This is a genomic window from Fructobacillus sp. CRL 2054 (genome assembly GCF_028764065.1).
Taxonomy (GTDB): Bacteria; Bacillota; Bacilli; order Lactobacillales; family Lactobacillaceae; genus Fructobacillus.
The window spans coordinates 20758-33554 of sequence record NZ_JACOFN010000001.1 but is presented as its reverse complement, the minus strand read 5'-3'; the positions used below and the strand labels follow the sequence as shown (position 1 = coordinate 33554).

General features: G+C 45.7%; 15 protein-coding genes and 1 other RNA gene. All 16 read left to right on the top strand.

All coding sequences use genetic code 11. From position 1 onward, the window contains the following. The first annotated feature begins 47 nt into the window (after window positions 1–47). The 16 genes from fabZ (H7198_RS00180) to H7198_RS00105 all read left to right on the top strand — a co-directional run bounded on the left by fabZ (H7198_RS00180) (window position 48) and on the right by H7198_RS00105 (window position 12794). Window positions 48–491, top strand: coding sequence for a 3-hydroxyacyl-ACP dehydratase FabZ (fabZ, locus tag H7198_RS00180; RefSeq protein ID WP_091502758.1), 444 nt, complete (start codon window positions 48–50; stop codon window positions 489–491). After that, window positions 478–951, top strand: coding sequence for a MarR family winged helix-turn-helix transcriptional regulator (locus H7198_RS00175; protein WP_091502757.1), 474 nt, complete (start codon window positions 478–480; stop codon window positions 949–951). The genes fabZ (H7198_RS00180) and H7198_RS00175 overlap by 14 nt, the downstream gene beginning before the upstream one ends. A gap of 17 nt (window positions 952–968) precedes the next feature. Then, window positions 969–1943: a beta-ketoacyl-ACP synthase III gene (locus H7198_RS00170; protein WP_274457630.1), complete on the top strand. Its 975-nt coding sequence runs from the start codon at window positions 969–971 to the stop codon at window positions 1941–1943. A gap of 97 nt (window positions 1944–2040) precedes the next feature. Continuing rightward, window positions 2041–2283, top strand: a complete 243-nt coding sequence (locus H7198_RS00165; protein WP_091502755.1) for an acyl carrier protein — start codon at window positions 2041–2043, stop codon at window positions 2281–2283. A gap of 62 nt (window positions 2284–2345) precedes the next feature. After that, window positions 2346–3311: a DUF561 domain-containing protein gene (locus tag H7198_RS00160; RefSeq protein ID WP_274457627.1), complete on the top strand. Its 966-nt coding sequence runs from the start codon at window positions 2346–2348 to the stop codon at window positions 3309–3311. Between the two features lie 14 nt (window positions 3312–3325). After that, window positions 3326–4267, top strand: coding sequence for an ACP S-malonyltransferase (locus H7198_RS00155; RefSeq protein WP_274457625.1), 942 nt, complete (start codon window positions 3326–3328; stop codon window positions 4265–4267). 2 nt (window positions 4268–4269) lie between these two features. Further along, window positions 4270–4998, top strand: coding sequence for a 3-oxoacyl-ACP reductase FabG (gene fabG / locus H7198_RS00150; RefSeq protein ID WP_091502752.1), 729 nt, complete (start codon window positions 4270–4272; stop codon window positions 4996–4998). A 38-nt stretch (window positions 4999–5036) separates the two neighbouring features. Next, window positions 5037–6287, top strand: coding sequence for a beta-ketoacyl-ACP synthase II (gene fabF / locus H7198_RS00145; protein ID WP_274457621.1), 1251 nt, complete (start codon window positions 5037–5039; stop codon window positions 6285–6287). A gap of 14 nt (window positions 6288–6301) precedes the next feature. Next, window positions 6302–6787 (top strand): acetyl-CoA carboxylase biotin carboxyl carrier protein, encoded by a 486-nt coding sequence (gene accB, locus H7198_RS00140; RefSeq protein WP_274457618.1) that lies wholly within the window; start codon window positions 6302–6304, stop codon window positions 6785–6787. A gap of 84 nt (window positions 6788–6871) precedes the next feature. Beyond that, entirely contained in the window at window positions 6872–7303 is a 432-nt protein-coding gene (gene fabZ, locus H7198_RS00135; RefSeq protein ID WP_091502749.1) for a 3-hydroxyacyl-ACP dehydratase FabZ, read from the top strand. Between the two features lies 1 nt (window position 7304). Continuing rightward, window positions 7305–8681 (top strand): acetyl-CoA carboxylase biotin carboxylase subunit, encoded by a 1377-nt coding sequence (locus H7198_RS00130; RefSeq protein ID WP_274457613.1) that lies wholly within the window; start codon window positions 7305–7307, stop codon window positions 8679–8681. 60 nt (window positions 8682–8741) lie between these two features. Beyond that, window positions 8742–9593: an acetyl-CoA carboxylase carboxyltransferase subunit beta gene (locus H7198_RS00125; protein WP_274457611.1), complete on the top strand. Its 852-nt coding sequence runs from the start codon at window positions 8742–8744 to the stop codon at window positions 9591–9593. After that, a complete protein-coding gene (gene accA / locus H7198_RS00120) occupies window positions 9586–10383 on the top strand; it encodes a carboxyltransferase subunit alpha (RefSeq protein ID WP_274457609.1) in 798 nt (265 codons plus the stop codon). The genes H7198_RS00125 and accA overlap by 8 nt, the downstream gene beginning before the upstream one ends. A 76-nt stretch (window positions 10384–10459) precedes the next feature. Next, window positions 10460–10818: a transfer-messenger RNA gene (gene ssrA / locus H7198_RS00115) on the top strand. A 243-nt stretch (window positions 10819–11061) separates the two neighbouring features. After that, entirely contained in the window at window positions 11062–11607 is a 546-nt protein-coding gene (locus H7198_RS00110; RefSeq protein ID WP_274457607.1) for a hypothetical protein, read from the top strand. A gap of 248 nt (window positions 11608–11855) precedes the next feature. After that, window positions 11856–12794, top strand: a complete 939-nt coding sequence (locus H7198_RS00105) for a phosphate/phosphite/phosphonate ABC transporter substrate-binding protein (protein ID WP_274457605.1) — start codon at window positions 11856–11858, stop codon at window positions 12792–12794. The last annotated feature ends 3 nt before the right edge of the window (window positions 12795–12797 follow it).

Genomic DNA, 12797 nt, shown 5'->3' with positions numbered 1-12797 from the left:
AATAATTCTTTATAGCGGGCGACTTTGCCCCAAGAAAGGAACAGCTAATGCCAGTGTTAACAACTACGGAAATCATGGATTTGATTCCGAACCGTTACCCAATCATTTACATGGACTACGTCGAGGAAATGGTGCCTGATGAATCAATCGTTGCCGTTAAGAACGTAACGATTAACGAACAGTTCTTCCAAGGACACTTCCCTGGTAACCCTGTTATGCCTGGTGTATTGATTATTGAGTCATTGGCACAGGCTGCTTCTATTTTGATTTTGTCTTCACCACAGTTTAAGGGGAAGACGGCTTACATGACTGGAATTAACGACGCGAAGTTTAAGAAAATGGTTGTTCCTGGTGATGTTTTGAAGCTACATGCTACATTCGGCAAGGTTCGTGAAAACATGGGAACTGTTGAAGTTGTGGCTAAGGTTGACGATAAAGTCGCAACTAAGGCGGAGCTGATGTTTGTGGTGGCTCCTGATGAAAAAGACTGATTTAGCACCCGCTTCAAATATTGATTTTAAAACGGCCAGCCAAACTTTGGTCGATTTGATTGCCAACATTGCTTGGGTTGAAGAGGGGGCACTAAAGCAGGGCCCCTTTTCTGCGCTGACAGTAAGAGATGTGCATACGATTTATGCCATTTCAATGTATGAAGAAAAGACGGCTTCCCAACTCGCTAAGGCGGTGCACTTGTCACCGTCAGCGATGACAACGGCCATCGATCGCTTAGTGCAAAAGGGTTATGTGGAACGACGCCGTTCCAAAACGGACCGACGGGTTGTCAAACTTGGTTTGACCCATCAAGGTCGTATTTTGTACCGTGCTCATCGAGCCTTCCACATGCAATTGACGAAGGCCATGTTTACTGGCTTTAGTGAAGACGCAGCCGAGGTGCTCGAAAAAGCGCTGGGCAATTTGAAAAACTACCTTCAAGACTTACTGAAAGAGTGAGCATAAAAGGATTGAACATGGAAAAGATGAAGATTGTGGCAACCGCTAAGCAAGTGCCTGAGCGAGTTGTTACGAATGATGACTTAGCCGATTTGATGGAAACATCAGACGACTGGATTTACCCACGTACTGGGATTCATAACCGTCACGTTGTGACCGATGAAAATACATCTGATTTAGCAACTTCAGTTGCTGAAAAGCTCCTAAAGGAAGCTGGTTGGGATGCATCAGACTTGGATTTCATTATTGTTTCGACCATGTCACCGGATGCTCTCTCACCCCATACTTCTGCCATCGTGCAGGGAAACATTGGGGCGGAAAAAGCCTTCGCTTTTGATATCAACGCGGCCTGTTCAGGATTTGTTTACGGAATGTCCGTCGCTTCTTCCTTCCTTTCTTCTGGTCGTTATCAGAAGGGAATGTTTATTGGGGCTGAAGTGCTTTCAAAGTTGATTGACTGGAAAGATCGAACGGTTTCTGTTCTCTTCGGGGATGGTGCCGGTGGTGTCTTACTCGAAGCGAGTGACGAAGAACAAGGACTTCTGGCCGAAGAGTTAGAAACCTTTGGTGACCGTGGTGAAGCCATTCTGACTGGACGCTTTGCCAATAAGAACGCCTTTTCCGGTGAAATTTCGCCATTGGATCCTTACTTCCATCAAGATGGCCGAGGCGTTTATTCATTTGCCACACGGGAAGTGCCAAAGGCCTTGGATAAGGCTCTCAAAAAGGCAAATTTATCAGCAGATGACGTGGACTTCTACTTTGCCCACCAAGCCAACCACCGAATCATTGAATCCATTGCCAAGAACTTTGGCCAATCAATGGATAAGTTCCCAACCAACATGGTTGAATACGGGAACACTTCTGCCGCCTCAACTGCCATCCTCTTGGATGAACTTTACAAGTCTGGTCAAGTTAAGCCGGGTATGACCGTCGCCTTTGTTGGTTTCGGTGGCGGCCTAGCAATTGGCGCTCAAATCTGGAAGCTTTAAGTAAGACTTTTACAACATTATTATTCAATTACGGTGTAGGAGGCTGCACCGTAAAAATCTAACGTATTGCAATACGAACCTATAGGAGACTGTGCTCATGACACAAGAAGAGATTTTTGACAAGGTAAAGGACATCTTGGTTGACCAATTCGATTTGGAAGACTCAGAAGTTACAATGACTACTAACATGACTGATGATATCGATGCCGATTCATTGGACTTGTTCGAAGTTTTGAACCAAGTGGAAGACGAATTCGACATTAAGTTGGAAGATACTGAAGAAGTATCAACTGTTGCTGACTTGGTAAACAAGATCAAGGAACAAACTGACAAGAAGTAATCCTTCTTATTAGGCGGCGCTCGTCGCCGTGTACATATTAAATTTAAGGGTAAGGGCATATTATGACTGTAAAAGTTGGAAACGAAATTTTTGATAAGCTCGGCATGAAGTACCCCATCGTTGAAGGTGGAATGACTTGGGCCGGAACTGGTGCATTGGCAGCAGCCATTTCAGAAGCTGGTGGACTTGGGTTCATCGGAACGGGTTACTGGCACGGAGACGACGTTCGTAAGGAAGTTCGTCGTGCCAAGGCTTTGACTGATAAGCCATTTGGTGTCAACGTGATGTTGATGTCACGTCACATCCGAGAAGTGTTCGATGTCATCATCGAAGAAGGTGTTAAAGTTGTTGCCACTGGTGCAGGTGATCCATCACCATTCTTGGACGAATTGCACGCCGCTGGCATCGTTGTGATGCCCGTTGTTCCATCTGTTTCACTCGCTAAGATGATGCAGCGTAAGGGTGTCGATGCCGTTATCGCCGAAGGTATGGAATCTGGTGGTCACATTGGTCAGATGACAACCATGGCCTTGGTACCACAGGTTGTTGACGCTGTTGATATTCCTGTTATCGCCGCTGGTGGAATTGCTGATGGACGCGGGGTTGCTGCAGCCCTTTGCTTGGGCGCCTCAGGTGTCCAAATGGGAACACGTTTCCTTGCTTCACCAGAATCTGAAGTGCATGAAAACTTCAAGAAGAAGATTATTAAGGCCCGTGATATCGACACCATCGTTACTGGTAACATTGCCGGTTCACGTGCCCGTGTCTTGAAGAATAAGATGGCCAAGGAATACGTGAAGAAGGAAATCGAAGAAGCTCAAAAGCCTGCTCCAGATTACGAAACGGTTGAAAAGCTTGAATCAGGTACTCTCCGTGCAGCTGTACAACAGGGTGACAAGGATGGCGGAGCCTTCATGGCCGGCCAAATCTCTGGTTTGATTCATGAAGAGAAGGCAGTCGCTGACATTTTGGCTGACACTTGGGCACAAGCGACAGATATCTTGGGTATTCCAAACACAACGAAGTAAGGTAAGGATTTTCTATGCGCATCGGATTACTATTTAACGGTCAAGGTTCACAAAAGGCCGGAATGGGGCAAGACCTCTACGACAATTTACCCACCTTTAAAAGTAAGATTGATCAGGCTTCAGAAATTTTGGGTTATGACCTGGTGGAAGTTTTCAATGATGAAGACAAGATTGGTCAAACAAAGTGGGCGCAACCTGCCATCGTGGCCTTCGATGCCGCTTTGGCTGCCTGCCTAGTGGAAGCTGGCGTTCGTCCGGTGGTTGCCGGATTGGGACTTTCCCTTGGCGAATATCCTGCATTAGTTGCTAACGGTATGATGACTTTTGAACAGGCAATCGCCCTAGTAAAGGACCGTGGCGAATACATGCAGACGGTTGGGGATGCCAACCCGGGCAAGATGGTAGCGGTTTTGGACGACAACCAGGAAATGATTGTTGAAACTGTTCAAAAACTGCAAAACGAAGGATTAGCCGTTTACCCTGCTAACTTCAATACTTTTGCTCAATTGGTGATTGGCGGAAAAGAAGCCGATGTTGATCAAGCTGTGGAAGCTTTAACAGCTGCTGGTGTCAAGAAGATGATTCCTTTGCCAGTTTCCGGTGCCTTCCACACACCACTTCTGAAAGAAGCGGCTGATAAGATGGCGACGCGTTTTGCTGATGAAAAGTTTGCGCAAGCAACTTACCCGGTTTACTCGAACACAACGAAGCAGGTCTTTACGGTAGCCAGCTTGAAGGACACGCTGACAAAGCAAATCGTTTCACCAACCTATTTTGCCCAGTGTTTGGACGAAATGGTGAAGGACAACAAGGTAGATGCGCTGCTTGAAATTGGCCCTGGTGTGACTCTTTCAAAGTTTGCCCGAAAGATTGTTTCAAAAGAAATTACTCGTTATTCCGTAACGGATTGGACGACTTTTGAAAAAGTCGTTTCAGCAGTCAAGGAAGAAGGATAAAAATGGATTTTACTAATCAAACTGTCTTGGTTACTGGTTCTTCACGTGGAATCGGTTTAGCTGTTGCCCACGCCTTTGATAAGGCTGGCGCGAACATTATCTTGCACGGCCGTTCCCCTTTGAAGGAAGAAGTGATTAATTCTTTCTCAAAGACACCACGTACTCTACAATTTGACATTGCCGACGGGGAAGCTGCTGAAGCTGCCTTGAAGGCCTTGTACAAGGAAGAAGACTTCGATGGTATCGACATTTTGGTCAACAACGCTGGTATTACAAAGGACCAGTTGGCAATGGGGATGAAGTTGGAAGACTTTGCTGCTGTTGTAAACACGAACTTGACCGGAACTTTCAACGTGACACAGCCAGTCTTCAAGAAGATGATCCGTCAAAAGCACGGTGTCATCATCAACATGGCTTCCGTTGTTGGTTTGATGGGAAACATGGGTCAGGCCAACTATGCCGCTTCAAAGGCTGGTGTGATTGGCTTGACTAAGTCCTTGGCCAAGGAAGGTGCTCGTCGTAACATTCGCGTAAACGCGATTGCGCCTGGAATGATTGTTTCAGACATGACGGATGCTTTGTCAGACAAGGCGAAGGAAGCCATCTTGAACGAGATTCCATTGTCACGTTTTGGAACAGTGGATGACGTTGCTGACGTTGCCTTGTTCTTAGCGGGTAATGATTACATCACTGGTCAAACGATTACGGTTGACGGTGGACTTTACATCTAATTAACAATTCTTTAAACAAGAAGTTGAAAGGAAACATAATGACACGAGTTGTAGTTACTGGAATGGGTGCAATTGCTCCTAACGGAAATGATACAAAGGCTTTCTTGGATGCCATCTTTGCTGGTCAAAGTGGGATTAAGCCAATTACAAAGTTTGACCCAACAGAAACTGGTATCGCAGTTGCTGGTCAAGTGGATGGCTTCGATGCCACGACACGCGTTGGAAAGCGTGCGGCCCGTAAGTTGGATTTGTTCTCACAGTACGCCATTGATGCCTCAACTCAGGCAATGGAACAAGCGGGACTTTTGCCTGACGAAGATTCTGAAGAGCAATCAAAGGTCGAAAATCCTAACCGTTTCGGTGTTATCTTGGGTAACGGAATTGGTGGTTTGACAACCATGCAAGAACAGATTATCAAGATGCACGACAAGGGGCCACAACGTGTGTCACCATTGTTCGTTCCTGAAGCAATCCCTAACATGGTTTCTGGTAACGTGTCATTGCGTTTCGGTGCTAAGGGAAGCAATATGACAATCGTTACTGCCTGTGCCTCTGCAACAAACGCCATTGGAGAAGCCTTCTGGCGTATCCAATCTGGTAAGGAAGACGTTGTCTTGACTGGTGGAGCCGAAGCGGCTGTGAACGAAATCGGAATCGCTGGTTTCGCCGCTTTGACTGCATTGTCAACTGAAAAGGATCCTAAGGAAGCTTCAAAGCCATTCGACAAGAACCGTCATGGCTTCGTCCTTGGTGAAGGTTCTGGTGTCTTAGTTCTTGAATCACTGGAACACGCCGAAGCACGTGGTGCCAAAATCTTGGCCGAAGTTGTTGGTTATGGTACGACTGCCGATGCTTACCACATGACATCACCAGCTCCTGATGGTGAAGGCGTTATCCGTGCTTTCAAGGAAGCCATCGAAGATGCCAACATCAAACCAGAAGACATCTCTTACATCAACGCCCACGGTACTGCAACTGGTGCCAACGATTCAGGTGAAGCTGAAGCCATCGCTGCTGTTTTCGGTGAAAACTCAGTGCCTGTTTCATCAACAAAGGGTATGACTGGTCACTTGCTTGGTGCTGCTGGTGCCGTTGAAGCTGTTGTATCAGTTGGTGCCATTGATCGTGGTATCTTACCTGAAAACGTTGGCTTCGATGAAGCAGATGAGCACACAAAGAAGGTGAACTTGGTTAACAAGACTAACCAAGACCAAGCGCCTAAATACGTTATGTCAGCTAACTATGGATTTGGTGGCCACAACGCCGCTATCATCTTCAAGAAGTTTTAAGGGGAACACTCCAAATGAATTTAAATGTTAATGAAATTCGTGAGTTGATGTCAGATCTTGAAAAGTCATCGCTCCGCGATATTGCCATCCAAGATGGTGACTTTTCACTCCACCTTTCAAAGAACGAACAAGTTGCACCTGCTGCCCCAGTTGCAGTCGCGGCTCCTACGGCAGCTGCCAGTGCGCCTGTTTCAAACGAAGCTAGTCCTGCCGCCGCATCTGAGGCAGCTGCTGCTCCTGCACCTGCTGCACCAGCAGCTGGTAAGGAAATCAAGGCGCCAATGGTTGGTACGGTTTACTTGAAGCCAAAGCCAGAAGAACCAGACTTCAAGGCCGTTGGGGACCACGTCGAAAAGGGCGAAACGGTTGCCATCATTGAAGCCATGAAGTTGATGACTGAAATTAAGTCTGATGTTTCAGGTACGATTGCTGAAATCTTAGTTGAAAACGAAGAAGTCGTTGATTACGACAAGCCACTTTACCGAGTAACGACGGACTAACCGTCTTACTTGAATAGTTGGCCTTAGGCTAAGTAAACTCTCAAAGGTTTACTTGGCATACATAGGCATAAAAGGAGAAGAAACATGTCTTTAATGAACGCACAAGAAATTCAAGAAATCCTTCCACACCGTTACCCAATGCTCATGTTGGACACGGTTGAAGAACTCGTTCCTGGTGAAAAATGTGTTGCCATCAAGAACATTTCAATTAACGAAGAAATCTTCCAAGGACACTTTCCAGGTAACCCAACTTTCCCAGGTGCTTTGACTGTTGAAGCCTTGGCACAAGCTGGTGCCGTTGCCCTCCTCTCAATGCCAGAATTTAAGGGTAAGACCGCTTACTTTGGTGGTATCAAGAAGGCTCGCTACCGTAAGATGGTTCGCCCTGGTGACCAAGTTCGCCTTGAAGTGACTTTGGATCGTTTGCGTGGCCCTGTCGGTTCCGGAAAGGGAATCGCTTGGGTTGACGGAAAGAAGGCAACAACGGCCGAACTGACCTTTATTATTGGAGAATAAAATGTTCAAAAAAGTATTGGTAGCAAACCGTGGTGAAGTCGCGGTGCGAGTTATCCGTACCTTGAAGGAAATGGGTATCAAAACGGTAGCCATTTACTCAACGGCGGATAAGAATTCGCTACACGTACAAATCGCTGATGAAGCAATTTGTGTGGGTGGCCCTAAGCCAGTTGATTCATACATCAACATGAAAAATGTGATTTCAGCTGCCGTTTTGACAGGTTCTGAAGCCATTCACCCCGGTTACGGTTTTCTTTCAGAAAACGATCTCTTCGCCGAAATGGTTGGCGATGTGGGCATTAAGTGGATTGGTCCACGTCCTGAAACCATTGATTTGATGGGAAACAAGGAACACGCCCGTAACGAAATGCGTCAGGCCGACGTACCAGTTATTCCTGGTTCATTGGGGTACATTCACAACGTTGACGAAGCACTTGAAGTTGCCCACGAAATTGGCTACCCAGTCTTGTTGAAGGCCGCTGCCGGTGGTGGTGGTAAGGGAATGCGTTTCATTTACCACGATGAAGAAATGCAGGAAAACTTTACCAACGCCCAGACTGAAGCCAAGATGAACTATGGGGATGACCATATGTACATCGAAAAGGTGATGCTGGATTGCCGTCACATTGAGATGCAGGTCATCCGTGATCAATTTGGTAACGTCGTTTGTTTCCCAGAACGTAACTGTTCTTTGCAACGTCGTAACCAAAAGGTGATGGAAGAATCACCTGCCGCTTCCATGACACCTGAAATGCGTGCCGACATGGTTGATGTGGTGACGAAGGCTGTTAACGCAATTGATTACGAAAACACGGGAACGATTGAGTTCTTACAAGACCAAGAAGGAAACTTCTTCTTCATGGAAATGAACACTCGTATTCAAGTTGAACATCCGGTTACTGAAATGGTGACGGGCCTTGATCTGGTTCGCTTGCAGGTTCTTGTAGCGGCTGGCGAAGAATTACCTTTGAAACAAGAAGACGTTAAGATTCAAGGTCACGCTGTCGAAATGCGTTTGACGGCGGAAAAGCCTGAAGCACAGTTCGCACCATCAGCTGGTCGGGTTGACTTTGTCTTCTTGCCAACTGGTGGACCTGGTGTCCGCATCGATTCTGCCCTTTACAACGGCGATATGATTCAACCTTTCTACGACTCAATGATCGCTAAGTTGATTGCTCACGATGATACTCGTGAAGAAGCAATTGCGAAGTTGGCTCGTATCATCGATGAAACTTCAGTTTCCGGTGTCGCAACTTCTAAGAACTTCCAAAAGGCTTTGTTGAAGGACGAGGGTGTCCTTCAAGACAAGTTCACGACGAAGTACTTAGAAAACAAGTTCTTGCCAGAATGGGAAGCCTCATTGGCAGAAGAACAGTAAAATCTTTTCAACGGTAGTGTAACTACCCATAAAGAGAGGAGTGGGCGTAGCCCAGACGATATGGAATTGTTTTCATCTGACAATAAAGTCGATAATACTAAAATTAAGGTGACGGACGCCGTTCGTGATCGAATTCCTGATGGCCTTTTCTTGGCCTGCCCATACTGTGGGACTCAGATTTATAACAAGCAACTTGGGGATTACCGTGTCTGCCCTGAGTGTAACTATGGTTTCCGTTTGCAGGCACGCGAACGTTTGGGACTTTTTGCAACGGACTTCGTTGAGTTTGATGCGGACCTAACAATTGACCAAACGGATTTTCCTGGTTATCAAGGAAAGTTGGACCGTGCCAAGAAGCAAACAAACATGAACGAATCAGTCTTGACTGGTTCTGGTAAGATTGCTGGCGAAGAGGTTGACCTCGGTATCATGGACTCATACTTCATGATGGGGTCACTTGGTTCAAAGACTGGTGAGAAGATTACTCGCCTCTTTGAACACGCAACGGCTAATCAATTACCTGTTGTCATGTTTACCGCTTCTGGTGGTGCCCGTATGCAAGAAGGAATTAATTCCTTGATGCAGATGGCTAAGATTTCTGGAGCTGTTGCCACACACCAAGAAGCCGGTTTGCTTTACTTGGTTGTCTTGACTGACCCAACGACCGGTGGTGTGACCGCTTCCTTTGCCATGCAAGGGGATGTGACTTTAGCAGAACCACACGCCCTGGTTGGATTTGCCGGTGCCCGAGTGATTGAATCAACCATTCATGAAAAGCTACCGAAGGACTTCCAGCGTGCTGAAACGCTTTTGAAGAACGGCTTTGTGGATAAGATTGTACCTCGTCAGAATATGGCAGAAATGATTGGAAAGATTGTTTCAATGCACAAGCAGGAGGTAGCCGATGTTTGATTTCATTAAAACGATGTTCCAAAAGGATGTTAATCCAGCCGAAATCGTGAAGAAGTCCCGTGAAGACCGTTTTATGGCACGGGAATTGATCAACGGTTTGGTAAGTGATTTCGTTGAGTTACACGGTGACCGTTTGTCATCCGATGATTCTTCCGTTATCGGTGGAATTGGTCGTTTGAAGGGACGCCCTGTGACAATTATCGCCATTGATAAGGGAACGGACATCCAAGATAAGATTTCAAAGCGTAACGGCTCACCAGAGCCTTGGGGATACCGTAAGGCCCAGCGCTTGATGAAGCAAGCAGCAAAGTTTAACCGTCCAATTATCACATTGATTAACACGCCTGGGGCCTTCCCGGGTAAGGATGCTGAAGCGCAAGGGCAAGGAGAGGCCATTGCGAATTCCATTCTTGAGTCAATGAAGTTGACGGTACCAATGATTGCCATCATCTACGGAGAAGGTGGATCAGGTGGTGCATTGGCTTTGGCTACTGCTGACCAAATTTGGATGTTTGAAAACGCCACGTATTCAATCCTATCACCAGAAGGTTTCGCTTCCATCCTTTGGAAGGATGCCAAGCGTTCTGATGAAGCGGCCGCCATCATGGGAATCACGCCCAGTGACTTGTTAGAGAAGCATGTCATCGACCAGATTATCCCTGAGGGTCGCCACCATGCCAAGATTTTTGAAGGCATGCAGGATAAGCTTGATGAAGAATTCAAGCAGATGCAGCAAATGTCTGGCGAAGAAATCGTTGCGGCACGTCGTGCACGCTACCGCGCTTTCTAAGCAAGAGAAGGGCTTTCTTGAGAGAAGGAAGATGTTATAATGGTACTAAGGATTTTATCCTTAGTGCTTTTTATTTGGGTCTGTCCCGGAATTCGACAGGCTGTTTCGAGCGCTAGCTGCATTCCGCCGTCTGGGCGTAAAGCAGGCAGACTATTTAACTGCAAAAAACAATAACTCTTACGCTGTCGCTGCCTAAAAACCAGTGACACGTGGGCATGTCCGTTAGGCTAACATGGTGGATTTTGCTCTTATAAATGGTTAGCTCGAGTGTAAGACGATGTCGGCGCCTTGCCCTTTAAACCCAATTCGATCCCAGCCAAAGTCAAGTTCTGGACAATGGCTGCTTTGGTTGCGGTAACAATGATTGCCCTATGAATGTAGACGCTGGCGTGGCGGGCGGTTTGGACAGGGGTTCGACTCCCCTCAGATCCATTGTGAGGTCTAGCAGTAGTACTGGAAGGTATTACTGTTAGACCTTTTTTCTTTTCCAAAAAATATTTTATAAAAAACTAGCACTTACGAATTAAGAGTGCTAAAATACTTTCAACAGAAGAAAGGACGTACCTGATGATTCTCTTTTCATTCCTAATTTTATTTATTTTCCTTCTTTATCTTTGCTTTGTATTCCTAACTTGGATGCCGGCAATTTTACTTATTTTGTTGCTTATATTGGGGGTTGTGTTTATCTTTACCCACCTGCTGCCAATCCTCTTGCTTATCGCGGTGCTTTGGGGAATCTCCTATTTCGTCAAGAAACAGCGGTCTGAAAAGTCCGAACAGCAGGGACAGCATTTTTCAAGAACCAATGAAGAACCTAAGACAGTTCATGATGACCAACCAAGCATGGCCAGGCAAAAGAAGCCAAACCATCCATTTAAGCGCTCGTTGAACCAAGTTGAAACGCTCTTTAAGCAGAATCAAGCCTTGAACCTAGGAGATGGCCTTTGGGTTGATCAAGCTAACCAGAAAGTATTACTGATTCTAGGGGATGATGACAACGATGATTATCTAGAAGCGGAGTTTAAAGATATCCAAAAGTACTTTACTCAGTTTGAGTCCGACTATAGTCAGACTTTTGCCATTCATTTTAAGGGGATGCCCGAGAATGACTTTGCCAACGTGACCTTGTCAAAGCAGGACAATGATTTGCTTGGACAAAGTCCAGTCGACTATTTGAAAACGATCCTGTCTCATTATGGGGTCCCATTGAAGAAAAAAGATTAGAAAATGTAGCACTGCCGTGAAGGTGGTGCTTTTTTGTTGGGTGAATGTTCGGCTTTTTACTTTAAATTATATAAAATTCGTTTAATGTTCGGTTGTAGATTAAATAAAGTTTAAAATTTATATTGAAGGGAATCTGAAAATGAGAGATACTTGACTCGTAACGAATGAAGAGTGTTCTTGATTAACTATAATCGTTAAAATGCGAATTATTTTGTTAATTGTCTGCTTATTGGGAGAAAAACGGAAAAATGAAAAAACTTCTTGTTGCTGTTGCAGTGTTGATTATCGCTGTTGGTGGTTTCTTTGCCTTTACTTCTGGTGGAAAGAAATCGGATTCAGGAAAGTCAAGTTCTAAGATGGATTTGAAGGAGTTGAACGTTCAGTTCATCCCTTCATCTCAGTCAGATACTTTGCTAGCCAAGGCTAAGCCACTTGAAAAGTTGTTGAGTAAGCAACTGGGTATTCCAGTGCACGTGTCATTGTCAACCGACACGAACTCAGTGATTGAAGCGATGGGTGCCAAGAAGGTCGACATGGGATTCTTGTCACCAGATGCCTACGTCATGGCACACAAGCAGTACGGTGCAAAGGTGATTTTGCAAGCTGCTCGTTACGGTGTTAAGAATGATAACACTGGTGATAAGACTGATAAGCTAGTTGATAACTATGATGCCATGGTTATCGTTAAGAAGGATTCAAACATTAAGTCAGTGAAGGATTTGAAGGGCAAGAAGATTGCCGTTCAAGGTCCTACTTCGGATGCGGGATATATCTTCCCAGCCGTTGAATTAAACAAGAAGGGTGTGAACGTCATTAAGGACTCAACCCTTGTTCAAGTAAAGGGTCACGATCAAGGTGTCCTCTCAGTATTGAACGGTGATACGGATGCCGCCTTTATCTTCGGTGACGCACGTAACATTGTAAAGAAGGATCAACCGGACGTCTTCGATAAGACTCGTATCCTTTACACAACGAGTGGTATTCCAAACGACACCATTTCACTTCGTAAGGGTGTCAGCTCTTCAGATTCTGAAAAGATTAAGAAGGCCATGGAAAAGATTTCAAAGACGGACGAAGGAAAGCAAGTTTTGCACGACGTCTACTCATGGGATGGCGTAATTGATTCAAAGGATTCAAACTTTGATATTGTACGTAAGTACCAGAGCCAACTTCAGAAAATGCAATAAAGA

Bases quoted from the DNA above. Each gene is read 5' to 3' on its own strand.
- fabZ (WP_091502758.1), top strand. From the start codon at position 48: ATGCCAGTGTTAACAACTACGGAAATCATGGATTTGATTCCGAACCGT.
- H7198_RS00175 (WP_091502757.1), top strand. From the start codon at position 478: ATGAAAAAGACTGATTTAGCACCCGCTTCAAATATTGATTTTAAAACG.
- H7198_RS00170 (WP_274457630.1), top strand. From the start codon at position 969: ATGGAAAAGATGAAGATTGTGGCAACCGCTAAGCAAGTGCCTGAGCGA.
- H7198_RS00165 (WP_091502755.1), top strand. From the start codon at position 2,041: ATGACACAAGAAGAGATTTTTGACAAGGTAAAGGACATCTTGGTTGAC.
- H7198_RS00160 (WP_274457627.1), top strand. From the start codon at position 2,346: ATGACTGTAAAAGTTGGAAACGAAATTTTTGATAAGCTCGGCATGAAG.
- H7198_RS00155 (WP_274457625.1), top strand. From the start codon at position 3,326: ATGCGCATCGGATTACTATTTAACGGTCAAGGTTCACAAAAGGCCGGA.
- fabG (WP_091502752.1), top strand. From the start codon at position 4,270: ATGGATTTTACTAATCAAACTGTCTTGGTTACTGGTTCTTCACGTGGA.
- fabF (WP_274457621.1), top strand. From the start codon at position 5,037: ATGACACGAGTTGTAGTTACTGGAATGGGTGCAATTGCTCCTAACGGA.
- accB (WP_274457618.1), top strand. From the start codon at position 6,302: ATGAATTTAAATGTTAATGAAATTCGTGAGTTGATGTCAGATCTTGAA.
- fabZ (WP_091502749.1), top strand. From the start codon at position 6,872: ATGTCTTTAATGAACGCACAAGAAATTCAAGAAATCCTTCCACACCGT.
- H7198_RS00130 (WP_274457613.1), top strand. From the start codon at position 7,305: ATGTTCAAAAAAGTATTGGTAGCAAACCGTGGTGAAGTCGCGGTGCGA.
- H7198_RS00125 (WP_274457611.1), top strand. From the start codon at position 8,742: ATGGAATTGTTTTCATCTGACAATAAAGTCGATAATACTAAAATTAAG.
- accA (WP_274457609.1), top strand. From the start codon at position 9,586: ATGTTTGATTTCATTAAAACGATGTTCCAAAAGGATGTTAATCCAGCC.
- H7198_RS00105 (WP_274457605.1), top strand. From the start codon at position 11,856: ATGAAAAAACTTCTTGTTGCTGTTGCAGTGTTGATTATCGCTGTTGGT.